General features: G+C 64.3%; 19 protein-coding genes. 8 read left to right on the top strand and 11 right to left on the bottom strand.

What is annotated here, in order from left to right; translation table 11 throughout:
* Nucleotides 1–85 precede the first annotated feature (85 nt).
* A complete protein-coding gene (locus JG746_RS09250; RefSeq protein WP_202357853.1) occupies nt 86–1,870 on the top strand; it encodes a cation:proton antiporter domain-containing protein in 1,785 nt (594 codons plus the stop codon).
* Here the strand turns inward: JG746_RS09250 and JG746_RS09245 are convergent, their stop codons facing one another.
* Complete coding sequence (locus JG746_RS09245) at nt 1,871–2,677, bottom strand: AraC family transcriptional regulator (RefSeq protein WP_202357852.1); 807 nt, start codon at nt 2,675–2,677, stop codon at nt 1,871–1,873.
* Nucleotides 2,678–2,777: 100 nt separating this feature from the next.
* Between JG746_RS09245 and JG746_RS09240 the strand changes: the two genes are divergently transcribed.
* On the top strand, nt 2,778–3,698 hold the full coding sequence (locus JG746_RS09240; protein WP_202357851.1) for a zinc-binding dehydrogenase: 921 nt from the start codon (nt 2,778–2,780) through the stop codon (nt 3,696–3,698).
* 9 nt (nt 3,699–3,707) lie between these two features.
* Here the strand turns inward: JG746_RS09240 and JG746_RS09235 are convergent, their stop codons facing one another.
* From JG746_RS09235 to JG746_RS09195, 9 genes are all read right to left on the bottom strand, one after another.
* Complete coding sequence (locus JG746_RS09235; RefSeq protein ID WP_202357850.1) at nt 3,708–4,460, bottom strand: SDR family NAD(P)-dependent oxidoreductase; 753 nt, start codon at nt 4,458–4,460, stop codon at nt 3,708–3,710.
* 90 nt (nt 4,461–4,550) lie between these two features.
* Complete coding sequence (locus JG746_RS09230; RefSeq protein ID WP_202357849.1) at nt 4,551–6,821, bottom strand: transglycosylase domain-containing protein; 2,271 nt, start codon at nt 6,819–6,821, stop codon at nt 4,551–4,553.
* A 307-nt stretch (nt 6,822–7,128) separates the two neighbouring features.
* Nucleotides 7,129–7,509 (bottom strand): hypothetical protein, encoded by a 381-nt coding sequence (locus tag JG746_RS09225; RefSeq protein WP_202357848.1) that lies wholly within the window; start codon nt 7,507–7,509, stop codon nt 7,129–7,131.
* Between the two features lie 113 nt (nt 7,510–7,622).
* Entirely contained in the window at nt 7,623–8,759 is a 1,137-nt protein-coding gene (locus JG746_RS09220) for a hypothetical protein (protein ID WP_244730719.1), read from the bottom strand.
* A 93-nt stretch (nt 8,760–8,852) separates the two neighbouring features.
* The gene (locus JG746_RS09215) at nt 8,853–8,999 is read right to left on the bottom strand and encodes a hypothetical protein (protein WP_082525739.1); all 147 of its coding nucleotides are present in this window, start codon (nt 8,997–8,999) and stop codon (nt 8,853–8,855) included.
* A gap of 25 nt (nt 9,000–9,024) precedes the next feature.
* A complete protein-coding gene (locus JG746_RS09210) occupies nt 9,025–9,279 on the bottom strand; it encodes a GlsB/YeaQ/YmgE family stress response membrane protein (RefSeq protein ID WP_095199549.1) in 255 nt (84 codons plus the stop codon).
* A gap of 109 nt (nt 9,280–9,388) precedes the next feature.
* The gene (locus JG746_RS09205) at nt 9,389–9,592 is read right to left on the bottom strand and encodes a hypothetical protein (protein WP_202357847.1); all 204 of its coding nucleotides are present in this window, start codon (nt 9,590–9,592) and stop codon (nt 9,389–9,391) included.
* Nucleotides 9,593–9,671: 79 nt separating this feature from the next.
* Nucleotides 9,672–10,292 carry a ribonuclease D gene (locus JG746_RS09200; protein WP_202357846.1) on the bottom strand — a complete coding sequence of 207 codons (621 nt, stop codon included), beginning with the start codon at nt 10,290–10,292 and terminating at the stop codon, nt 9,672–9,674.
* Between the two features lie 78 nt (nt 10,293–10,370).
* Nucleotides 10,371–11,756: a M20/M25/M40 family metallo-hydrolase gene (locus tag JG746_RS09195; protein WP_202357845.1), complete on the bottom strand. Its 1,386-nt coding sequence runs from the start codon at nt 11,754–11,756 to the stop codon at nt 10,371–10,373.
* A gap of 421 nt (nt 11,757–12,177) precedes the next feature.
* Between JG746_RS09195 and polA the strand changes: the two genes are divergently transcribed.
* Nucleotides 12,178–15,123 carry a DNA polymerase I gene (gene polA, locus JG746_RS09190; protein WP_202359300.1) on the top strand — a complete coding sequence of 982 codons (2,946 nt, stop codon included), beginning with the start codon at nt 12,178–12,180 and terminating at the stop codon, nt 15,121–15,123.
* A 178-nt stretch (nt 15,124–15,301) separates the two neighbouring features.
* On the opposite strand, the gene JG746_RS09185 is transcribed toward polA, so the two are convergent.
* The gene (locus JG746_RS09185) at nt 15,302–15,706 is read right to left on the bottom strand and encodes a Fur family transcriptional regulator (protein ID WP_202357844.1); all 405 of its coding nucleotides are present in this window, start codon (nt 15,704–15,706) and stop codon (nt 15,302–15,304) included.
* Nucleotides 15,707–15,951: 245 nt separating this feature from the next.
* Here JG746_RS09185 and JG746_RS09180 point away from each other — a divergent pair, with 245 nt between their 5' ends.
* The 5 genes from JG746_RS09180 (at nt 15,952) to amrB (ending at nt 24,075) form a co-directional block, all read left to right on the top strand.
* Nucleotides 15,952–18,153, top strand: a complete 2,202-nt coding sequence (locus tag JG746_RS09180) for a caspase family protein (RefSeq protein ID WP_202357843.1) — start codon at nt 15,952–15,954, stop codon at nt 18,151–18,153.
* A gap of 120 nt (nt 18,154–18,273) precedes the next feature.
* Entirely contained in the window at nt 18,274–18,654 is a 381-nt protein-coding gene (locus JG746_RS09175; RefSeq protein ID WP_202357842.1) for a hypothetical protein, read from the top strand.
* The gene (locus JG746_RS09170) at nt 18,651–19,358 is read left to right on the top strand and encodes a DUF4760 domain-containing protein (protein ID WP_202357841.1); all 708 of its coding nucleotides are present in this window, start codon (nt 18,651–18,653) and stop codon (nt 19,356–19,358) included. The genes JG746_RS09175 and JG746_RS09170 overlap by 4 nt, the downstream gene beginning before the upstream one ends.
* Before the next feature lie 56 nt (nt 19,359–19,414).
* Nucleotides 19,415–22,393 (top strand): caspase family protein, encoded by a 2,979-nt coding sequence (locus tag JG746_RS09165; protein WP_244730718.1) that lies wholly within the window; start codon nt 19,415–19,417, stop codon nt 22,391–22,393.
* Nucleotides 22,390–24,075: an AmmeMemoRadiSam system protein B gene (gene amrB, locus JG746_RS09160; RefSeq protein ID WP_202357839.1), complete on the top strand. Its 1,686-nt coding sequence runs from the start codon at nt 22,390–22,392 to the stop codon at nt 24,073–24,075. The genes JG746_RS09165 and amrB overlap by 4 nt, the downstream gene beginning before the upstream one ends.
* Nucleotides 24,076–24,088 lie beyond the last annotated feature (13 nt).

Raw genomic sequence — 24,088 nt, 5'->3', positions numbered from 1 at the left:
ACCCCTTCCACCATATTGCAAAACAGGCGGCGGCTTCGGGCGGCGCATATCCGACATCCCCAGCTTGAAAGGCGCCCCATAGACAATGCCGCATGACACGCCCCTTATCGCCACCATCGTCGCCGGTCTGGGGCTGGCTTTCGTCTTCGGGGCTCTCGCCAACCGTTTCCGCATTCCGCCGCTGGTCGGCTATCTCGTAGCCGGCGTTCTGGTCGGCCCGAATACGCCCGGTTTCGTCGCCGATGCCGGCCTTGCCAATGAACTGGCCGAGATCGGCGTCATCCTCTTGATGTTCGGCGTCGGCCTGCATTTCTCGCTGAAGGACCTGCTGTCGGTCCGCGCCATCGCCGTGCCCGGCGCCATCGTCCAGATCGGCTTTGCCACGCTGCTCGGCGTCGGGCTTGCCTGGATGCTCGGCTGGTCGATGGGTGCTGGCCTGGTGTTCGGCCTGGCGCTGTCGGTCGCCTCGACCGTGGTGCTGCTGCGCGCGCTCCAGGAACGCCGGCTGATCGAGACCGAACGCGGCCGCATCGCCGTCGGCTGGCTGATCGTCGAGGATCTCGCCATGGTGCTGGCGCTGGTGCTGCTGCCGGCCCTTGCCGGCGTGCTGGGCGGCCAGGAACAAGCGGATGCGCACGCAAGCGGCCTGCTGTCGCTGCCCGCGAGCTACGGCATCTGGGGCGTCGTCGGCATTACGCTTGCCAAGGTCGCCGCCTTCGTCGTCGTCATGCTGGTGGTCGGTCGAAGGGTCATTCCCTGGATCCTGCACTACGTTGCCCATACCGGGTCGCGCGAACTGTTTCGTCTCTCGGTGCTCGCCATCGCGCTCGGTGTTGCTTTCGGCGCGGCGAAACTGTTCGGCGTCTCGCTGGCGCTCGGCGCCTTCTTCGCCGGCATGATCATGAGCGAATCCGAACTCAGCCACCGTGCGGCCGAAGAATCGCTGCCGCTGCGCGATGCCTTCTCGGTGCTGTTCTTCGTCTCGGTCGGCATGCTGTTCGACCCGTTCAGCCTGGTCAGCAACGGCCTGCCGATCCTGGCGACGCTGGCCATCATCGTCATCGGCAAGTCGCTGGCGGCGTTCGTCATCGTCGTCGCTTTCGGCTACCCCCTGGCGACGGCCCTGATGATTTCCGCCAGCCTTGCCCAGATCGGCGAATTCTCCTTCATCCTGGCCGAGCTTGGCGTCGGGCTAAAACTTCTGCCCGAACAGGGCCGCGACCTGATCCTCGCCGGCGCCATCCTGTCGATCGTGCTCAACCCGCTGATGTTCATGGTCATCGACTGGATGAAGCCGTGGCTGGAGGCCCGCGCCGCCAGGACGGCGCCCCCGGTGGACGCCAAACCGGTCGGTCCGGCGACCGAACCGGGCCAGGTGGCTTCGGTCGCAGCCACAGCCAAAAAGGAAGACGGCCCGCCGCCGAAGACGGCACTCGCCGGCCATGCCATCCTGATCGGCTATGGCCGTGTCGGCGGTCTCGTCGGCGCGGCGCTGAAAGAGGCAGCCCTACCCTTCCTCGTCATCGAGGACGCCGACAAGACGCTGGCCAGGCTGAAAGCCGACGGTGTCGAAACCGTCGCCGGCAATGCGGCCAACGCCGAAGTGTTCGCCGCCGCCAATCCCGAAGGCGCCAGCCGGCTGATCCTCGCCATCCCCAACGCGTTCGAGGCAGGCCAGATCGTGCTCAGGGCCCGCGCCGCCAACCCCGGCATCAACGTCGTCGCCCGCGCCCATTCCGATGCGGAGGTCGAGCATCTCAAGGGGCTCGGCGCCGACACGGTGATCATGGGCGAGCGCGAAATCGCGCGCGGCATCGTGGAAGAGGTGCTCGGTCACAAGCCATCCGCGACCGAACCGTCCGCCGCCTGATCACGCCGCGAATGCGGAACCGCCATTGCGTGCGATGCTGCTGAGATACTGTGCGGGCGGCTTGCCGAGCGCCTTCTTGAACATGGTGATGAAGGCGGTGACGGACTCATAGCCGAGATCGCCCGAAACCCGCTGAACGCTCGCGCCCGAAGCCAACTCCCTTATCGCAACGATCAAATGCAATTGCTGGCGCCAGCGGCCGAAGCTCAATCCGGTTTCCTTGACGACGAGACGAGCAAGACTGCTCTCGCTGAGCGCGACACGATTGGCCCACTGCGACAGCGTGCTGCGGTCGGCAGGATCGTTCGCCAGTGCCTCCGCGATCCGCTTCAGGCGCGGCTCGGAGGAGATCGGCAGATGCAGTTGCTGGACCGGCATATCGGGCAGTTCGGCCAGCAGGACGCCTCCCAGGAAAGCGCATCTCGGGTCGTCAGGCGCGCAATCCGACAGTTCGATGATGAGCTCGCGCAGCAGCGGTGAGATCGAAAGCGTGCAGCACCGGTCCGGCAGCTCGGCAGCACCCGGCTCGATATAGACGAAGAAAATCCGCGCATTGGCGGTCGCGATGTTGCTGTGCCGCATGCGGCTCGGCACCCAAACGCCGCAATGCGGCGGCACCATCCACAGGCCACTGGGAACGCGGCAGGTGACACCGCCGCTGAGCGCGAAGACGAGTTGCCCTTTGCGATGCCAATGATCCGACACCTCGGCCTTCGTTTCGGTGACCTCGACGCGCACGGCGATCGCAGGAGCAAGGACGTCATCGACATCGAAGTCGAGCCAAGGGTAGCGAAGGGGTTGCCTCATGATGACTACTTTTAGCGATCAATTGATTTCATATCTAGATTATTCGATCGCGTAGATCGATAGGCTCGGGTCGTTCTCGCCAATTGGCAAAGGTGTACCCATGCTCGCCCTCACCATCTCTTCCGACAATGCCGCCAGGTTGAAACTCACCGAGGTGGACGAGCCACAGCCTGGCGCGCACGAAGCGCTGGTCGCCGTCCGCGCGACCTCGTTGAACCGCGGCGAACTGCGCCTGCTCACCATACGCCCGGATGGCTGGATACCTGGCCAGGACGTCGTCGGGATTGTCGAACGAGCGGCAGCCGACGGCTCCGGACCGGCCGTGGGCACAAGGGTCGCAGCGCTGGTCGACGAGACCGGCTGGGCCGAACGTGTCGCCGTCCCGACCGACCGTCTCGCCGTCCTGCCGGATGAGGTCGGTTTCGTCTCGGCGGCCACGCTCCCCGTGGCGGGCACGACGGCGCTGAGGACGTTGCGCCATGGCGGTAACCTCGCCGGCCTAAAGGTGCTGATCACCGGCGCAAGCGGAGCGGTCGGCCGTTTCCAGATCCAGATCGCCCGCGAACAAGGCGCCTCGGTGACAGTGGTCGCCGCCGCCCGGCATGCCGCGGCTCTCCGCGATCTCGGAGCCGGGCAGGTCGTCGAGGCGATCGAGCTGGCCGAGGGGCCGTTTTCGCTGATCACCGAATCGGTCGGCGGCGAAAGTCTCGCCCGCGCGATCGAACGCGTCGCGCCTGGCGGCACCATCGTCATGTTCGGCTCGAGCAGTGGCGAACTCACGCCGGTCGGCTTCCGCCAGTTCGTTCCGGGCCATGAGGGAGCGAGGCTTCAGACCTTCGCCTACTACACGTCGGGCTCAGGCATTGGCGCCGATATCGCCGCGCTGCTCGCGCTGGTCGCGGCCGGCCGGCTGGAAACCCGTGTCGCCTTGACGGTGCCGTGGATTGACATCGCCCAAGCCCTGGACGCCCTGCGGCAGCGCAGCTTCAGCGGCAAGGCCGTTCTCACCATCGCTGGATAAGCAACCGGTTCAGACGTGCTGGCCGCCATTGATGTGGATTTCCGAGCCGGTCACATAGGAGGCCTGCTGCGAGCACAGGAAGAAGATGATGTCGGCGACTTCCGCCGTGGTGCCGAGGCGCCGCAGCGGGATCGTCTCGACGATCTTTTCCGTGCCCGGCGACAGGATCGCCGTGTCGATCTCGCCGGGCGCAATGGCGTTCACGCGAATGCCGTGCGGCCCGAAATCATGCGCCATCTCGCGCGTCAGCGAGCCGAGAGCCGCCTTCGACGTCGCATAGGCGGTGCCGGCGAAAGGATGGACGCGGGTGCCGGCGATCGAGGTGACGTTGACGATCGAGCCCTTGGCCGCGGCTAACTCTTTGAACAACCCCCGCGCGAGCATGATCGGCGCGAAGAAATTGACCTGGAACACGTCGCGCCAGACATGCATCGGCGTGTCGATCGAGTTCATGCGGCTGTTGCCGTCCTTGAGCTTGGGCGAAATGCCGGCATTGTTGACCAGCGCGTTGAGCTGGCCGCCATGCGCTTCCAGCCGGTGACGGATTTCCGAGACGGCGATGCCGACATCTTCCTGGTCGGCGAGGTCGACCTTGATATGATCTTCCGGACCAGCCGGCCACGGGCAATCCTCGGCAAAGGCCTGGCGCGAACAGGTGATGACGCGCCAGCCCTCGCGCGAAAAGCGCTTGACCGTGGCATGACCGATGCCGCGGCTGGCGCCGGTCAGCACGATGGTTTTTCTGGTGTCGAGTTCAGCCATGTCGCGGTCTCCGGCCGGAGGTGTAGCCGAACACCGTGGCGCTGGCGAGAGGCGGATTGACGCCGCTGCGAACCGCCAGGGCTACCGCCCTCAGCCGCCGCCCAGAATATCCAGGATCGAGGTCTGTTTCTTCTTCTTCAGCGGACCGCCAACATCGCCCGGCGGCACCGGATGGCCGACCGAAGCGGTGGTGCCGTCATCAGCCGGCATGTTGAAGCCATCGGCATCGACGGTCTGGGAAGGCCGAGCCACGCGGGCCGGCGCGGGCGCCTGGGTTGCCTGCGCGGTCGGCGCCGGCTGGCCGACTGACACCGACAGAACCGGCGCCGGCTGGTTGTTGTCGACCGAGGGTATGTCGTCGGGCACGATCGTATCGGCCGGTGTCGACTTCCAGGTGCCAGGCAGCGGCCGCACCGGCACGCCCTCGTGGGCGGCGACCATGAATTCGTGCCAGGCCTGCGCCGGCAGCGCGCCGCCGGTGACCTTCTTCATCGCCGTGCCGTCATCATTGCCGAACCACACCCCGGTGGTGAGATTGGCGGTGTAGCCGACGAACCAGGCATCGCGCGAATTCTGGCTGGTGCCGGTCTTGCCGGCCGACGGCCAGGCGAAGGCCGCCTTCTTGGCTGTGCCGACCTCGACGGTGCCGGTCATCATCGAATTCATCATGCCGACGATCTCGGGTTTCACCACACGCGGCGCGCTGCCGCCGCCACTGTCGTAGAGCACCTTGCCCTCGGCGGTCGTGATGCGGCGGATGAAGTGGATGTCGGGCTTGTAGCCGCCATTGGCGAACGGCACATAGGCCGAGGTCAGCTCCAGCGGCGTCACTTCCGAGGTGCCGAGCGCGATCGAGGTGTTGGCCTGCAGTTCGGACAGGATGCCCATGCGGTGCGCCGCCTCCACCACCGCGTTCGGCCCGACCTCCATGGTCAGCTGCGCGGCGACCGAGTTCAGCGACTTGGCCAGCGCCGTCGCCAGCGTCACCTTGCCAAAATACTTGCCGCCGTAATTGTCCGGCGTCCAGTTGCCGATCTTGATCGGCGCGTCGTTGCGAATGCTGTCGGGCGTGCGGCCGGCTTCCAGTGCCGCCATGTAGACGAACGGCTTGAACGCCGAGCCGGGCTGGCGGCGCGCCTCCGAGGCGCGGTCGAACTGGCTGGTCGAATAGTCGTAGCCGCCGACCATGGCGCGCACCGCGCCGGAATCGTCGATCGACACCAATGCGCCCTGGGTGACGTTGAGCTTCTTGCCGCTTTCGTCGATCAGCCGGCGGATCGACTGTTCGGCCAGCTTCTGCAGGTTCAAGTCGACGGTGGAGTCGATCACGATGTCGCCGCGCACGTCGCCGATCAGGTCGGGCAGTTCTTCCATGATGGTGTCGGCGACATAGTTTTCCGAGCCGGTCCAGTAGGACGGCGCGCGCGTCGCCGGCGCGCTGAGTGCCGTCTTCAGCTCCTTGTCGCTGATCTTGCCCTCTTCGCGCATGGCCGCGAGCACGAGCTGCGAACGCTCCTCCGCGGCCTTGGGATCGCGCGCCGGCGACAGCCGCGATGGGGCTTTAAGCAAGCCCGCAAGCAGCGCTGCTTCCGAGAGCGTTACGTCGCGCGCGCTCTTGCCGAAATAGCGCCGCGAAGCCGCCTCGACGCCAAAGGCGCCGGAGCCGAAATAGACCCGGTTGAGGTACATTTCGAGGATCTGGTCCTTGGTGTGCTTGTGCTCCAGCCAAAGCGCCAGCAGCACCTCCTGCACCTTGCGCTCCAGCGTGCGGTCGGGCTTCAGGAACAGGTTTTTCGCCAATTGCTGCGTCAGCGTCGAACCGCCCTGCGAAAAATGCCCGCCCAGAAGGTTGGTCACCATGGCGCGCGACAGGCCGATCGGATCGACGCCGAAATGCGAATAGAACCTGCGGTCCTCGATGGCGATGACAGCTTCGGGAATGTAGGGCGACATTTCGTGCAGGCCGACAGCTTCGCCGCCGCTCATGCCGCGATTGGCGAGCAACTGGCCATCGGCCGAAACGATCTTGATGTTGGGGGCGCGGTCGGGGATCGACCAGGTCGTGGCCGCCGGCATCTTGGCGCCGTAATAGATGACGACGCCCGCAACCGCGATGCCGCCCCAGATGGCGAGCACGAAGCACCAGTAGAACAGTCGGCCGAGCACGCCGAACAGTCCGCGCCGGCTCCTGCCACGCCCGCCGCGCGACGATTTCGCCTTCGACGATTTGCGTTTGGCGGAGGCTTTGCGGTTGCTCGGCACGACGCGGTCCTCCTCGCTCACCGAAAGACCCGGCTGGGATCGCGCCTGTGGCGGTCCCTCGAAACTGGGCTCGATGCGGCTGTCTCTGCGGTTCGCCATGCCTGCGCTTGCTGTCCCCGGTGCCTATGGCGCTCCGGTTGCAGAGTAGATGCGGCGATTTAAGGGCGGGTTAAGTCGGAAAAATTCAAGGCGATTGATAATCAAATGCCTGGGTCCGGCAGTGATCACGCTGTTCGAGACCCTGAGGAAACAGTCCGGGGCGCCAGTCCCAAACCATTCTCTGCCGCGACCCAGCCAGTCGCGGACATGTTCCGCACTGGGGCGCGATCGCAAATGGCTGCAGCCTCGCGTTCGACCGCGCCCCAAAATCACCCGTTACCAGGTGAGATCACCTGGTGGACATGCGTCAGCCGATCGCGGCACGAACCGAGAGCGCAGCCCTGGACGATTGCATAAGCTCGCCGACATGGCAGTAGCAGACGATCTCATGCAGTTGGTGGTCGGTCAGCTCGAAGAAGCGCTTGGCTTCGCCATAGCTGTCGTCTTTCAGACCCTCGTCGTGCAAGATGGAGTCCGTGAAGGCAACCGCTATCGGCGAGCCATCGCTTCGCATGACGTCGCGCTCCGGCAGCGCACGGTATTCGGTCCCGGCAAGCGCGGTCAGGAGCCGGCTGGGCTCACGTTCAAGAAGCTCGGCCCAACGTATGAGACGCTGGGTTCGGCTCATTACCGGCTGGGTGTTGACCTCGGCCACTGCATGCAGCTGGTCCAGTGTTTGGTGTTTCATGACAACCTCCTAACAATAGGTTGGTTGACCCCAAACGCCCTGTGTCGACATCATAGCGCCGACGCGTCGATCCGTCATTCTAATTCCCTGTCGGGGCAAGCGTGCTTCCGGCACTACGCCGATGCAATGGCCACGCCTTGCCGGCAATTTTCAACTCCGCCGAGTATCGACGACAGCGCGAAAAAGGTCAGCGTCTGCTCTTCGCAGGTCACCGCCACGACGCTGTTCGACCGGTCTATGTCGAGGCCTTTCGGGCCGCCTTCCTCTGGGCTGGCCCTGCCGCGCAGGAAAGTGTCCTCGTCGAGCACCGTCACCGAGCGCGCGGGCATGCGATGCCCGTTCCAGTCACCGTCGCCGCCATAGACATGCACCAACCGACTGCCGGCGTCGGCGACGAGGATGTGCCGGTCATCGCCCGTAAAGCGCAGGCCATGCGGATAGCCGGCGTGCTGCAGGACGCCGGCAGGTTCGGTGTCGGGTCCAGGCGACGCCGACATCCGGTAGAGCTTTACGTCCCTGGTGCCGTGGCTGCTGACGGCGACCCATTGACCGTTGCCGCTGATTGCGATGCCGTCGGGGATATCGAGGCCATGTTTCAGAAGCGGCTGATTGCTGGTGGCGCGATAGCCAAGCCACCGGTTGATCACGTGCCGGGTGACCAGATGCGTGTAGTTGTTGCAGACGAGCAGGCTGATCCCGCCGCGCGACTCGCGCCTGACGACAATGGAACCCGGCGAATTCAGTTTGCAGGGCCGCTTGCCCCGGATCCGGCGAATGGCCGATATCGCGCGGCTCTGGCCGACCGGTTCCTCGCGCGGCAGGCTGAAGATCGCAACCACCCCGTCGCGGTTGGCGATCGCCAGGGTGCGGTCATCAATGAAATCCAGACCATGGATCTCGCCCATGTCGTCCGATGTCAGCTCCATGTGATCATGGATCGTGACGTCCGCACCATCAGGTCCGGCCGTGATGTCGACGCGCAGGACCAGCAAGCGCTTGCGCGCATAGCCGGCAATTGCCAGCAATCGGTTGTCCGGTGAAAAGCGTAAATCTTCCGTGCGTCCGATCGCCGAAAGCGCCGCCCGCACCGCTGCGCTGGCCTTGAAGTTGATCCCCGCGATCATCCGTCCTCCGCTCAGGAGATCGAACGGCGGAGAGAATCGAGAATCGTCTTGATGCCCCGGCCCATTGACGATTGTTGCCCCTGTTTGATGCTGTGGACTAAGCCTGACCGTGCCCTCGACGGTCAAGATAATACGGAATTCCCCTCCACAGGCCGGGGACCCTCACTAATGTCTTGTCACATGCAGCCAGCCGGCGCCCCGCCGCCGGTCGACGGCAGGCTAGTTCTGCTGGATCGAAATGCCCTTGTCGTCGATCTTGAGCTCGACGCCTTTCGGCTTGGTCTGTTCGCGATAGACATAGATGCCGAGCGCAATGACCACGACGACGAGCGCGCCAATGAGGAGATAGAGTGTGTTCTGCTTCATGGCGCGCTCTTTCGGTTGCCGAGCCTCACGCTCGCTTCAGGACCTTCACCAGCACCAGAAGGATGATGGCGCCGATCGTGGCGTGGATGATGGAGGCGAGAATGCCGCCGCCGATGGAAAAGCCGATCCGCGGCAAGAGCCAGCCGGCAATAAACGCACCGACGATGCCGACGATGATGTTGCCGATCAGGCCGAAGCCGAAACCGGAAACGATGAGACCGGCAAGCCAGCCGGCGATGGCACCGATGATGATGAAGACGAGCAGGCTTTCGACGCCCATGGCGATTTCCTCCGAGCAAAGAGGGCGAGCGCGGAGCGGAAGGCTCCGAATCGGCCCCGATATCAACGGCTTCAAGCTATTCGAAAGCTGCTGGCCCCGCCAGCGGTGCTCACTGATCGTCGTCGTTGCTGGCGGTGGGTCGCCAGCTGGTCGGCTCGACCTTCTTTTGCGTGTGGCTGTCGGTGTAGACCCACCAGCCGCCATCGCGATATTGCCCGATGGATTCGTTGACGACGCCGTCGCCGTCCTTCCACATGACGGTGACTTTGGAGCCGTCGGTCGGCGCGGTTGCGATCGGCTTTCTGTCGGCCATGTCATCCCCCCTTTTCCAGCCCACAGAACGCGACGGCTGGCATCTGGTTCCCGACCGGCACGGATTGTCGCGAAGGCGGTCAGCTGTGCGCGAAGATATCCTCTTCGCCCCAGCCCATCAGGTCAAGCTTGGCCCGCGTCGGCAGGAAGCGGAAACAGGCATCGGCCTCCTTGGTCCGCCCCTCGCGCGCCAGCCGTCCGGCCAGCACATCGCGCAGCCGGTGCAGATAGAGCACGTCGGAGGCGGCGTATTCGAGCTGCTCGGGCGACAGCGTTTCGGCCGCCCAGTCCGACGATTGCTGCGCCTTGGACAGGCCGACGCCGAGAAGCTCGAAGCAGATGTCCTTCAGCCCGTGCCGGTCGGTATAGGTGCGGGTCAGCCGCGAGGCGATCTTGGTGCAGAACACCGGCTCGGGCATCACCCCGAACGCGTTGTAAAGCACGGCAAGGTCAAACCGGCCGAAATGGAACAGCTTCGTCACGCTGCGGTTCCTCAGCAGGCTGACGAGGTTCGGCGCCTTCTTCTGGCCGGGTGCGATCTGGATGACGTCAGCGCTGCCGTCGCCGGGCGATATCTGCACCACGCACAACCGGTCGCGATGCGGGTTCAGACCCAGCGTCTCGGTGTCGATGGCCACAGCCTCGACATTGTAGTGCGAGAGGTCGGGCAAATCATGCTTGTGGAAACGGATGTCGGCCATGGTCTTCTCCGGTCGCGGCGTTCCCCGTCCTCGCCGCGATCCGGTGAAAAATCAACAGGAAAACGTCTTTTCCGCCGCTCAGCGTGTCAGTGCATCGAGAATACGCGCCCAGGAGCGCTGGCCCTTGTGGAAGGAGGACAGCTCATACTTCTCATTGGGCGAGTGGATGCGGTCGTCGTCGAGGCCGAAGCCGACCAGCAGCGATTCCATGCCGAGATAGGTCTGGAAGTCGCCGACCACGGGGATCGAGCCGCCGCTGCCGGTGGTCACCGCGGGCTTCGGCCATTCGTCGGACAGCGCGGTCTTGGCCTTGGCCAGGAACGGCGAGTCGTAGGAGAGCTGGATTGCCGGCGAGCCGCCATGCGGATGGAATTCGACCGAACAGTCGGCCGGAATGCGCTCCTTCACGAATTGCTGGAAGGCCGCGCGGATCTTGGCTGGATCCTGCTTGTGGACAAGGCGGAACGACACCTTGGCCGACGCTTCCGCGGCGATCACCGTCTTGAACCCCTTGCCGGTATAGCCGCCGATGATGCCGTTGAACTCGGCGGTCGGCCGCGCCCAGGTCAGTTCCAGCACCGAGCGGCCCTTTTCGCCGGACGGGATGGACAGGCCGACAGGCCTGAGGAAGGTCTCGGCCGTTTCGCCTAGCGTCTCCCAGGATTTCAGCACCTGCGTCGGCGTTTCCTCGACGCCGTCGTAGAAGCCCGGGATGGTGATGTGGCCATCCTTGTCATGGATGTCGGCCAGCACCTTGGCCAGGATGCGGATCGGGTTGGCGGCCGCGCCGCCATAGATGCCCGAATGCAGGTCGCGTTCGGCGGCCTTGACCGTGATCTCCTCGCCGACCATCCCGCGCAACGAAACGCAGATCGAGGGCGTGTTGCGGTCCCACATGCCGGTATCGCAGACCAGCGCGAAATCGGCCTTGAGTTCGTCGGCATTGGCCTTCAGGAACGGTATCAGCGACGACGAGCCCGACTCCTCCTCGCCCTCGAACAGGATCGTCACGCGGCACGGCAGATTGCCATGCACCTGTTTCCAGGCGCGGCAAGCCTCGACGAAGGTCATCAACTGGCCCTTGTCGTCGGCCGAACCGCGCCCTGTGATCACCTTGTGGTCGGGCCCGACCTCCTTCACCGCCGGCGCGAACGGATCATTCTCCCACAATTCGATCGGATCGACCGGCTGCACGTCGTAATGGCCGTAGAACAGCACATGCGGCGCGCCGGCCGGCCCCTCATGATGCGCCACCACCATCGGGTGTCCCGGCGTGTCGCGCACGCTGGCGTCGAAGCCGATCAGCTTGAGCTCCGCCACCAGCCATTCCGCCGCCTTGCGGCAGTCGGCGGCATAGGCCGGATCGGTGGAGATCGACTTGATCCTGAGCAGGCCGAACAGGCGTTCGAGACTCTGGTCGAGATTCTGGTCGAGACGGTCGAGGACGGGGGAAACTGCGGACATTTTTGGAGCCTTTCGATTCAGTGCCGGAACCGTAAAGGCTGAGCGGCGAAACGAAAAGCCCGGGACGATTGGACCACGGCGCCGATCTGCTGCCGCAGGCCAAAAAAAGGCCGCCGTGGTGGAGGGGGAACCACGGCGGCCTCATACTCGAAACGATGCGGCAGCCCGGAGAGGGGGGATAGGCTGCCGCAGTTGTCCGGGATAGGCGGGGGACGGGCCTTGCTCCGGACTTCGGCGAAAACTGCCGATGACGTGTATTTGGGTCTCTGAACGTGGCGATTCAAGGGCACTAAAGTTACACTTTTGTAACGTAGGCGTGATCAGCCAGATCGACTTCGTTCTGTCAGGGTGTTGCCGGAACCGGAGGGTCTCGGTGCCTTTGGCATGGACCAAGCCGTCGCGCCGCGCTATCCCTGCCGGCATGAAAAAAGGCGATCATCTCTTCCTTGTCGACGGTTCCGGCTACATCTTCCGGGCCTACCACGCATTGCCGCCGCTGACCCGCAAGTCCGACGGCCTGCCTGTCGGTGCCGTTTCCGGATTCTGCAACATGCTGTGGAAGCTGATGCAGGATGCCCGCAACACCGATGTAGGCATTGTGCCGACGCATTTCGCGGTCATTTTCGACTATTCCTCGAAAACCTTCCGCAACGACCTCTACCCCGAATACAAGGCCAACCGTTCGGCACCGCCGGAAGATCTGATCCCGCAATTCGGCCTGATCCGCCAGGCGACAAAGGCCTTCAACCTGCCTTGCATCGAGATCGAAGGTTATGAAGCCGACGACCTCATCGCCACTTATGCCAGGCTGGCCTGCGAGGCCGGCGGCGACACCACCATCATCTCCTCCGACAAGGATTTGATGCAACTGGTCGGCGATACGGTCGGCATGTACGACCCGATGAAGGACCGCCAGATCGGCATTCCCGAGGTCATCGAGAAGTGGGGCGTGCCGCCGGAAAAAATGGTCGACCTGCAGGCACTGACGGGCGACTCGGTCGACAATGTGCCCGGCGTGCCCGGCATCGGGCCGAAGACGGCGGCGCAGTTGCTGGAGCAATTCGGCGACCTTGACGGACTGCTGGCCCGCGCCGGCGAGATCAAGCAGGACAAGCGGCGCGAATCGATCATCGCCAACACCGACAAGGCGCTGATCTCGCGCCAATTGGTGACGCTGAAGAACGACGTGCCGGTGACCGAGGGGCTGGACGATTTCGTCCTGCACGCGCCGGACGGGCCGAAGCTGATCGGCTTCCTCAAGACCATGGAATTCACCTCGCTGACCCGCCGCGTCGCGGAAGCGACCAGCACCGAGGCCGGCGACGTCCAGGCTGTCGCGGTGACCGTAGAGCGCGCCGACAATGCGCACGGCCCCGATGTCGGCGCCGGAGCGCCGGCCCGGAGCGGTGCCGAGTCGGGCCAGGCCAACGAAGCGGCGACGACGGACACCGCCAGGCAAGGCGACACCCCTTCCCTGCTCTCAGCCTTGCGGCTGGAGCGCGCGGCCACCGGCAAGATCGACACATCAGCCTATGCCTGCATTCGCGATATCGCGACCTTGAAAGCCTGGGTCGCAGAGGCGCGGGAGGCCGGAATCACCGCCTTCGACGTCAGGGCGACATCGGGCGATCCGATGCAGGCCGAACTGATCGGCATGGCGATCGCCACGGCGCCCGGCCGCGCCGCCTATATTCCCTTTGCCCACAAGAGCGGCAATGGTGACCTGCTCGGCGGCGGCACGCTCGAAAACCAGATACCTCTGCGCGAGGCGCTGGCGGAGCTCAAACCGCTGCTCGAGGACAAATCGGTCCTCAAGGTCGCGCAGAACCTGAAATATGATCTCGTCATCATGAGCCGCTACGGCATCGATGTCGCGCCGTTCGACGACACCATGCTGATCTCCTACGTGCTCGATGCCGGCACCCCGCATGGTCACGGCATGGACGCGCTGGCCGAGAAATGGCTTGGCCACACCCCGCTCGTGCTCAAGGATGTGACCGGCTCCGGCAAGAGCGCCGTCGGTTTCGACCAGGTCGACATCGACAGGGCGACGGCGCACGCCGCCGAGGACGCCGATGTAACGCTGCGGCTATGGCTGGTGCTGAAACCACGGCTTGCCGCCAAGGGGCTGGTCTCGGTCTATGAGCGGCTGGAACGACCACTGGTGCCGGTGCTGGCGCGCATGGAACAGCGCGGCATTTCCGTCGACCGGCAGATCCTGTCCAGGCTCTCGGGCGAACTGGCGCAGGGCGCTGCCCGGCTGGAAGAGGAAATCTACCAGCTCATCGGCGAGCGCATCAACATCGGCTCGCCCAAACAGCTCGGCGACATACTGTTCGGCCGCATGGGCCTTCCCGGCGGCTCGAAAACCAAGACCGGACAGTGGTCGACCTCGGCGCAGTTGCTGGAAGACCTCGCCGCCGAAGGCCACGAATTGCCGCGCAAGATCGTCGACTGGCGCCAGCTGACCAAGCTGAAATCGACCTACACGGATGCGCTGCCGGGCTTCATCCACCCGGACACCAAACGCGTCCACACCTCCTATGCGCTCGCCGCGACGACGACAGGCCGGCTGTCGTCCTCCGACCCGAACCTGCAGAACATTCCGGTGCGCACCGCCGAAGGCCGCAAGATCAGGACCGCCTTCATCGCCGACAAGGGCAACCGGCTGGTCTCGGCCGACTACAGCCAGATCGAACTGCGCGTGCTTGCCCATGTCGCCGAAATCCCGCAATTGCGGCAGGCTTTTGCCGACGGCGCCGACATCCACGCCATCACCGCGTCGGAAATGTTCAACGTGCCCGTCGAGGGCATGCCTTCCGAGATCCGCCGGCGCGCCAAGGCGATCAATTTCGGCATCATCTACGGCATCTCCGCCTTCGGCCTCGCCAACCAGCTGTCGATCCCGCGCGAGGAAGCCAGCAACTACATCAAGAAATATTTCGAGCGCTTCCCCGGCATCCGCGATTACATCGAAGAGACCAAGGCATATGCCCGCGAGCACGGCTTCGTCGAAACCATCTTCGGCCGCCGCATCCACTACCCGGACATCCGCTCCTCGAACCCGTCGCTGCGCGCGTTCAACGAGCGCGCCTCGATCAACGCCCGCCTGCAAGGCACCGCAGCCGACATCATCCGCCGCGCCATGGTGCGCATGGAGGAAGCGCTGGACAAGGCGAAGCTGTCGGCGCGCATGCTGCTGCAGGTGCATGACGAACTGATTTTTGAGACGGTGGAAGCGGAAGTCGAAGCGACGATCCCCGTCGTGCGCCACGTCATGGAAAACGCGGCGATGCCGGCCGTATCGATGTCGGTGCCGCTGCATGTCGACGCACGAGCGGCGAACAACTGGGACGAGGCGCATTAGCGCCAAGGCTTCGTCATCCTCGGGCTTGACCCGAGGATCCATGCCGGGACCTCACAAGAAGATCGCGGCGGAGCTTGAGTTCTGCATCGCTGCAACACGTCCGTGTCACGGAATGGATACTAGGGTCTGCGCGCGTCGCTTCGCTCCTTGCTTCGCCCTAGTATGACGAAGCGAAGGCTTAAGCCGCTTCGGCCCTGCACTTCGCACACACACCGCGAAACTCGATCACCGCCTTCTTGGCGGCGAAGCCGGTGGAATTGACCCATTCGTTCAGCCGGTGGTCGACGTCGTGGTCAGACATTTCGGTCACCTGTCCGCACGTGTCGCAGATGGCGAAAGCGGTCATCGAATGACTGTGGTCATGCGGTTCGGCGCAGGCGACGAAGGAATTGATGCTTTCCAGCCGGTGCACGAAGCCGGACTTCACCAGCGTGTCGAGCGCGCGATAGACCTGCAGCGGCGCACGAAAACCGCGTTCGCGCAGCTGGTCGAGCAAGGTGTAGGCGCTGAGCGGTCCGCTGGCGGTCTCGAGTTTCTCGAGCACGCACAGCTGGTTTTTCGTCAGCACATCCCTTGCCGCCATTTTCCGGTTCCAACTTGTCCTGCGCCATCTCCAGCCTGTTTGCCCGCGCAAACCGCCTGATCCCATTCAGATAGCGACGAACCGTTGTCTTTGCTACTCTTCTGTTGTTGTCCCGGGGCGATCGATAACGTATCGGCGCATTTAAGGACGGCAGGCTTGATGATGCAGCAACATTCAAAATACCGACAAAATCCTCGACGAGGGTGGTTTCGCTTGGGAAATTCGATCGGGCTTGGGGAAGCAATATGATCAAATTGACACGCCGGACGCTGCTTGTCGGCACGTCCGCGCTGATGGCGGCCGGTACGCTCTCGTTCCGGGCACTGGCGGCATCGCGCACCTATCACGCGCTGCTGGTGGCCTGCACTGAATATCCTGCCCTGCCGCAAAGGAACTGGCTGATCGGGCCGAAGAACGATGCCGGCCTGGTGCACGAGTATCTTTTGAAGAATGTGCCTGACCCGGTGCGCTTCGCGCCCGAAAACGTCACGCTGCTCGCCAAGGACGTGCCCGGCGCCCAGGGCCTGCCGACCCATGCGGCGATCAAGGCGGCACTCGCCGACCTTGCCGCCAAGGTCCAGCGCGACGATTTCGTCTACCTGCATCTGTCCGGCCACGGCGCCCAGCAGCCCGAAAGGGTCAAGGGCGACGAGACCGACGGGCTCGACGAGATTTTTCTGCCAGTCGACATCGAGAAATGGATCAATCGCGACGCCGGCGTGCCGAACGCGCTGGTCGACAATGAGATCGGCGATGCGCTGGACGCCATCCGCAACAAGGGCGCTTTCGTCTGGGCTGTCTTCGACTGCTGCCATTCCGGCACCGCGACCCGCGCCGTCGAGGTCGATGACGAGCTGGAGCGCAAGGTCGAATTCTCCGATCTGGTGGGCGGCGACGAGGCCGCCAGGGCGGCAGCCGTCAAGACCTATGAGGATACGGTCGCAAGCGCCTCGCGCGGCCTCGACGAGAATGGCGCGCGCAAGCCCGCCTTCAACCTGACGCCGACCGGCGGCGAGCCGATCACCAAGGGCAAGCTGGTCGCCTTCTATGCCGCCCAGACGGTGGAAACGACGCCGGAAATGCCGCTGCCCAAGGGCACGGCGGATGCGCCGCGCTTTGGCCTGTTCACCTTCACCATCCTCTCGAAACTCGCCGAAAACCCCAACGTCACCTATCGCCAGCTCGGCCAGGCGGTGCTGCAGCAATATTCGGCCGACAGCCGCACCCGGCCGACGCCGCTGTTCGAGGGCGAGCTCGACGCGCGCGTCTTCGGCACCGACAAGACCGACGCAGTCATGCAGTGGCCCATCAGCGTCAAGGACGGCGAGGCGACGATCGGCGCCGGCCTGCTACATCGTCTCACGCCGGGCAGCAAGCTCGCCATCCTGCCCTCGGCGCTGTCGTCACTGACCGACGCCGTCGGCTATCTCGAGGTACAATCGGCCAAGAACCTGGAAAGCCGCGTCAAACCGGTCGAGTTCGAGAAGAAGCCGGCACTCAACCTCACCGACATTCCCGCCAACGCCTATGCGCGGGTGGCGGAGATCGCCGTCGACTACAAGCTCGCTGTCGCGCGGCCGGCCCCGGCCAAGGGACTGGAGAAGGAAACCGAGCTGGTCAATTCGGTTCTCGACGAACTGGCCACGGCCAAGGAAACCGGCTTCAACATCGAACTGGTCGATCCCGGCAAGAGCGCAGAGCTGCGCTTCGCGGTGATGCGCGAGAATGCCATCGCCGGCGCGGCCAAGGACGCGTCCGAACAGCCGGCACTGTGGTTCCTGCCGGCATCGGGCGACGTGACGCTGAAGGACGGCAGCAAGCCGCCGCTGATCATCATCCATCCCGACGATCGCCAGAAGCTGGTCGACGCCACGGCCAGGAATTTGCGCACCATCTTCCGCGCCACCGGCCTGTCGCGGCTGGCGGCCGCCTCCGACTACAAGCCCGAGGATGTCGACGTGCAGTTCCAGGTCAAGCGCCGCGACAAGGATGGGCTTGAGCCCCTGCAGGCTTCCGCGGTACCGCGCGTCTCGCCGGGTGACGAGGTGCATGTGCTGGCCAGGAACAGCTCCGACCAGCTGGTCGACATCAACGTGCTCTATGTCGGCAGCGACTATTCGATCACCCATATCGTTGCCGAACGCCTCGCCCCAAAAGCCACGCTGGAGGAAGGGCTGCTCGCCTTCACCGACACCAGCTTCGGCATGGAGCGGATGATCGCGGTGCTGACCGAGGCACCGCCGGAAAGCGAGAAGGAAGATTTGAGCTTCCTGGCGCAGGACGGCGTCGCGTCGATGACGCGCGGGCTTGGCCCCGCCAGCTTCTCCGACATGCTCGCCGATATCGGCATGGCGCCGCCGACCCGTTCGGTGATGCGGCTTGCCGACAAGAGCGGCCCGAAGGGGGCGGTGATGATCTTCCCGATGGAGACGGTGCCGCGCGCCTGAGCTCCCGCACCAGGGTCGTACGGCCTGGTATATCCGGCTCTTGCGCGATCGGCGCGATATGACAACATCCCCAGCCGCAGCCAAAGGGCTTAGCGGCTGACGAAGCAGATAGGATCGATTGTGAAGAAGTCTTTTTTCTCCTGGCGCGCAACGGTTGCCGGACTTGCCGGCGGCCTGTTGCTGATCGCCAATGCGTCGGCGCAGGACACATGCGGCCTTTGCGCCAAGCAGGTGGTCCTCAATTCGGAACTGGCAACGTGCTTCCTCGATCAGTACGACCAGTTCGCCAAGACCAGCAGCGACGCGGTGGTGGTTGATCTCTCAAGCTGCGCCTCGCGCGGCGTGGTTGAAGCCTTGCCCTCACCCAACAAGGCGCCGGCGGAGCCGGATATGCAGTTCATAGTTTCGCGCCCGCAGCTGGCATGCCTGAAAAAGCAGCTTGAAGCGCCCGGCGTGGTGCTTGATCCCTCCGCCACCATCGAGCTGGACAGCTGCAAATGAAGAAGCCGGGGGGCACGACAAAGCATATACCGGTGGCCGCGCGCGCAAAGGCACCGGCGGCGAAGGAGAGGCTGCCGGAAACCACCGAAGGTTTCCCCTGGCCGAGCAGCCACGAGATCAAAAAGGAAAGCAATCCCTTCACCGATCGCGACTGGCGCATGCTGATCTATGCCTGGTCGGGCTTGCTGGTGCGTTTCGCCATCATCTTCACCCTGGCATTCTCGGTCTACCAGTTCCTGGCCAACCAGGAGCAGAAGCGCGTCGAACAGACCATGTCCCTGGTCGAGCTCTGGGAAACCAAGGACTACCAGCAGGCACAACGGGCGCTCAAGGATCGTCTTGCAGCCCTCAACGCCAAATACGACAAGCTGCTCAGCGCCAGCCCTTCGCCGACCGAGGAGCAGGTGTTCCGCCAGCGGATCGGCATCGAGGCGATGAGCGCTTCGGGCGGCGACATGCCGCTCGCCGACTTCAGCGAGAATTTCGACCGCATCGTCTATTTCCTCAACCGCCTGTCCTTCTGCGTCGACGGCGGCCTGTGCTCGCGCAAGGTGAGCGATGCCTATTTCCACGACTACGCCGTCTCCTTCTGGAGCTATTTTGCCGGCTATGTCGACAAGCAGCGCAAGGCGGGCTCACCCACCTTTGCCACGGCGATCGAGGCCTATGTGCGCAACGGGCAACCGGCGGCCGAAGTCAAATAGCTATGGAAGAGGCTGGGATCAGCATCCGCCTCATGCGCGCCTGCCGGTGGCTGGCCATGGCTGGAGCCTTGATCACGGCCTCTGCCGCCCGCGCTGACGATGTCCCGGATTTCCATCTCGACCTCGATACATCAGGCCATACCGCGCGGATTGCCGACCTCGCCTTCACGCCCGGTGGCGAGGACCTCGTCTCGGCATCCGATGACAAGACCATCCGCATCTGGGACTGGCAGAGCGGCGTGACGCTGCGCACCATTCGCGGCTATCTCGGCAATGGCAACGACGGCAAGATCTTCGCGGTCGCGGTTTCGCCGGACGGCAAGACCATCGCCGCCGGCGGCTATTTCGGCGCCGGGCTCGGCGACAAGCCGCCCTATGGCGACATCAGGCTGTTCGACTTCGCCACCGGCAAGATCAAGGCCGTGCTCAAGGCCGCCGACTACGCGATCTATGACATCGCTTTCTCGCCTGATGGCAAGATGATGGCTGCCGGCGGCGGTGACGGCGTCGTCTATTTGTGGAAGCAGGACGACAAGGCCACGTCAGGCTGGACGCAGGACAAGAAGCTCGACGCCGATTCCTGGCACATCGACAAGCTGGCCTTTGCCGCGGGAGGAACCCGGCTGGCGGCGACGACGACCGATAACGGCATCCGGCTGTGGGATGTCGCCAAGGGCGAGGAAATCGCCTTGCCCGATGAGGCCGAGCCTTTGCGGGACGTCAGCGTGCTCGCGCTGGCGATCTCGCAGGACGGCAGCCTGTTCGCCACCGGCAGCAAGGACGGGCAGGTCCAGCTCTGGCGCGCCGCCGACGGCACGCTGGCGCGCGCCATGCCGAAGCAGGCTTTTCTCATCGGCTCGCTGAGCTTCGCCAAGGGTGAGCGTCTGGTCGCATCCTGCGGCTATCGCTGCGCCGACAAGCACCGCTCCATCGTCTGGAACACCGACAGCGGCGAGAAACTGCTCGACTACGCCGGCCATGACGGCACCGTCTATGCCAGCGCCGCCAATGCCGACGGCTCGCTTGTGGCGACCGCCGGAGGCACCCGCAACGCCATCCAGGTCTGGGACCCGGCAACCGGCGAACGCAAGGCCTTGCTGCAAGGGGTTGGAGAGCCGGTGACCGCTGTCGGCGTCGATCCGGCAAACGGCATCATCGCCTGGGGCAATGCCAACCCCTGCCCGGAGCGCGTGGCTTGCCCGGAACAGCTGGGCGCGCTGGACAAGAAGCTGGAACTGCCCACCACCGAGCGGTTCTTCGACGACCCGCAGCCCCTGACCGAGCCCGGCTCGTTTGCACGCGCAGCACTTGCCGACGGTGAATGGTCGCTGCACGCCAAAACGGGCGGCAAGGACGCGCTGGAAAACGCGGTGCTGGAGATCGCCAATGGCGGCAAGGTGGTGCGCTCGATCGAGAACGACGCCACCAACGGCTTTGCCCATTCCGCTTTCACGCTGATCGACAACGGGCTTGGGCTGATCACCGGCGGCAATGACGGCACGCTGCTGGAATACAAGGCGGCGACCGCCAGGGTCTCCGGCGAATTCATCGGCCATACCGGCGAAATCAACGCAATGGTCGCCTCGCAGAAGGCCGGTCTGCTGGTCACCGGCAGCGCCGACCAGACGTTGAGGTTGTGGAACCTGAAGACGCACGAGCTGATCGTGTCGATGTTCTTTGCCGGCTCGCAATGGATCGCCTGGATGCCGCAGGGCTATTATTACTCCTCCGACGAGGGCGACAAGCTGATCGGCTGGCACGTCAACCAGGGCCGCGACCATGAAGGCCGTTTCATCCGCGCCGGCCAGTTGAAGAAATACCTCTGGAGCCCGGAAATGGTGCGCCGCGCCATCATCCTGCGCAGCGCCAGGCAGGCGGTCCAAGAGATGCGGCCGGGCGTCGACAACGAGTTGCAGAAGCTTCTGCAGCGCAAGCCGCCGGAATTCGGCATCCGCCTTGCCGACGACCAGAGCAAGGTCCGCGACGGTTATGTCGCCGTCGAGATCACAGGCGCCGAGGAAGCCGGAACCGATGTCGCCGGCTTCTCGATCCTGTCGAACAGCCGCAATGTCGGCGACATCGCCACGCGCTCGGCCGATGGCGACAAGACAACAGTCGAAGTGCCGGTCGAGGACGGCCAGAACACCATCCGCATCACCGGCACCAACGAATATGGCTATCTGACCGAGCGCAGCGTGACCGCGCTGGCGAGGAAGACCGAAAAGGCCGAGGCCAAGGGCAAGCTCTATGTCGCGGTCATCGGCGTCGACAAATATCCGTTCCTGACCGATGCCTGTTCGGGCCACGCCTGCGACCTGCGCTACCCCGTCGACGATGCCACCGAATTCCTGAACGTCATTGCGCAGAAATCATCGCCGCTGTTCTCGTCGATGGAGACGCTGGTGCTGGTCAACCGCGAGGCGCTCGACGAAAGCCCCGACAAGGCCCAGCAGACCTACACGGTCGCCAGCGCCGACACCGTCATGGAACCGGATTCGCACACGATCGACGATCAGCTCGCCGATTTCCTCGACAAGCCTGGCGAGCACGACACCACCATCGTCTTCGTCGCCGGCCATGGCATCAACATCGACGAGGATTACTATTTCATCCCGACCGATGGCCGCAAACAGGATGCCGATCGCTGGAAGCGCTCCTCGCTTGTCGACTGGGGTGACATCCAGAAATCGGTCGAGCGGGCCAAGGGCATGCGCTTCATGCTCCTCGACACCTGCCACGCCGCCAACGCCTTCAACCCGCGCCTGGAAAAGGACGCGCAGGACGCACGCATCGTCGTGTTCTCAGCGACCGCCGCCAACAACACCGCCGCCGAATTGCCGGAACTCGGCCACGGCGTCTTCACCTATTCGATCCTCGAAGGCCTGCGCGGCAAGGCCAAAACCTCCGATGGCGGCGTGACGCTGTTCGGGCTCGCTGATTTCATCTCGCGCGAGGTGGTGCGGCTGACCGCGTCGAAGCAGAAGCCGTTCTACTATGTCGGCGGCGTGGAGAACATCGTGTTGGCCGAGCCGTGATAACCCGCCTGCTGACGCTTATCATCGTCTCTCTGGTTCTCTGCGGCACGGCACAGCCCACCCCGATCGTCTGCCCACCCCACACCGAAAACTTCCCGCCCTTCTACGACGACGCCACCCTGTTCAAGGATGCCATCGCCAGCGTCGCCGATGTTCAGCCGTCCAACCAGCGGCTGACAGGCATCACCGTGCCGCATCATCTCTTGGCCGCCGATCTCGTGGCGTTGGGTTTTCATGCCGCGTCCGGCTTCCGCTACAAGCGCATCGTCATCCTGTCGCCGGACCATTTCCACAGGACGCACAAGCTCTACGCCACAACCACGCGCGGCTTCGACACCGTGCTTGGCCCGGTGGCTGCCGACGCCGATGCCGTGCGTCTTCTGGAGAAGAATGGCGACATGGTCGAGGAATCCTGCCTGTTCGACAAGGAGCACGGTGTGCGTGCCATGCTGCCTTTCCTGCACCACTATTTCCCCGAGGCGAAGATCGTGCCGATCGCGATGTCGGTAAAGGCGAAGCGCGGCGACTGGGACAGGCTGGCAGAGGCGCTGAAACCGATCGTCGACCGGGACACGCTGATCGTCGAATCCACCGACTTCTCGCACTATCTGCCCCAGCACGATTCCAGGCGCTTCGACCAGCAGACGCTGAACATGCTGGCAGCCGGCTCGCTCGACGGCATCGCCGCCTTGCGCCAGCCCGATCATGCCGATTCCGTCGGCGCGCTCTATATCCAGACCCGGCTGCAGCGCGAACTGTTCGGCGCCCAGCCCCTGGTGGTCGCCAACGAGAACTCGCAGGAACACACCTCGGATTATGTCGAGCGCACCACCAGCTATGTCGTGGCGCTGTTCGGCGCCTTCGGCCCAGGTTTCAACAACCCGGCGCGGCCAAAGGACAGGATCTACTATCTTGCCGGCGACGTGAATTTCGGTCGCGCCATGAAGACGGTCCTGGTTCGCGACGGCGTGGCCGACAAGATCGTCGACAGCATCCTGGCGCTGACCGGATCGCGGCCGCTCATCGTCAATCTCGAAGGTGTCATCCTGCCCAACGTGCCCGAAGCGATCGACGACATGACGCTGGCCATGCCGGAAGACCTCGCCGCCAGCATGCTGAAGCGGCTGCATGTCGCCGGCGTCAGCCTCGCCAACAACCACGCCTACGATCTCGGTCCATCCGGCTATGCCGAGACGCTGCGCGCGCTGGATGAGGCCGGCATCCCGCATTTCGGCCAGGGCGAAACGCTGGCGCTCGACGACCTCGACCTTGTCGGCCTGACCGACATCGACACCAATGGCTCCAGGAACACCGATCTGTTGACCCCTGCCTTGCTCGACCGGCTGCTGCACGAGGATGCGCAGCGTCCGGTCGTCGCCTTCGTCCATTGGGGCCGCGAGTACAAGACCGAACCGTCGGCGCGCGAAGAGATGCTTGCCGATGAGATGCGATTGCGCGGCGCTTCAGCCATTGTCGGCGGCCATCCGCACGTGTCGAGCGAGGCGATCGTCCCGCTGGCCGGCGGCGATGTGGCGGAAGTCTACTCGCTCGGTAATTTCCTGTTCGACCAGAGCGCCGAGCGCTCGTCAGGATCGATGCTGGAATTGCGCGTCTTCGCCCAGGGCACGGTCTTTGTCAGGCTGATCCCTCTGCCCAACTATTTCGAGATGGGTCGAAAGTAGGCACTCCCCAGGC

The sequence above is a fragment of the Mesorhizobium sp. 113-3-3 genome, assembly GCF_016756495.1.
In the GTDB taxonomy this organism is placed as follows: domain Bacteria; phylum Pseudomonadota; class Alphaproteobacteria; order Rhizobiales; family Rhizobiaceae; genus Mesorhizobium.
Note: the sequence above shows the minus strand (reverse complement) of the source record. Positions and strands in the feature narration are given on the sequence as shown.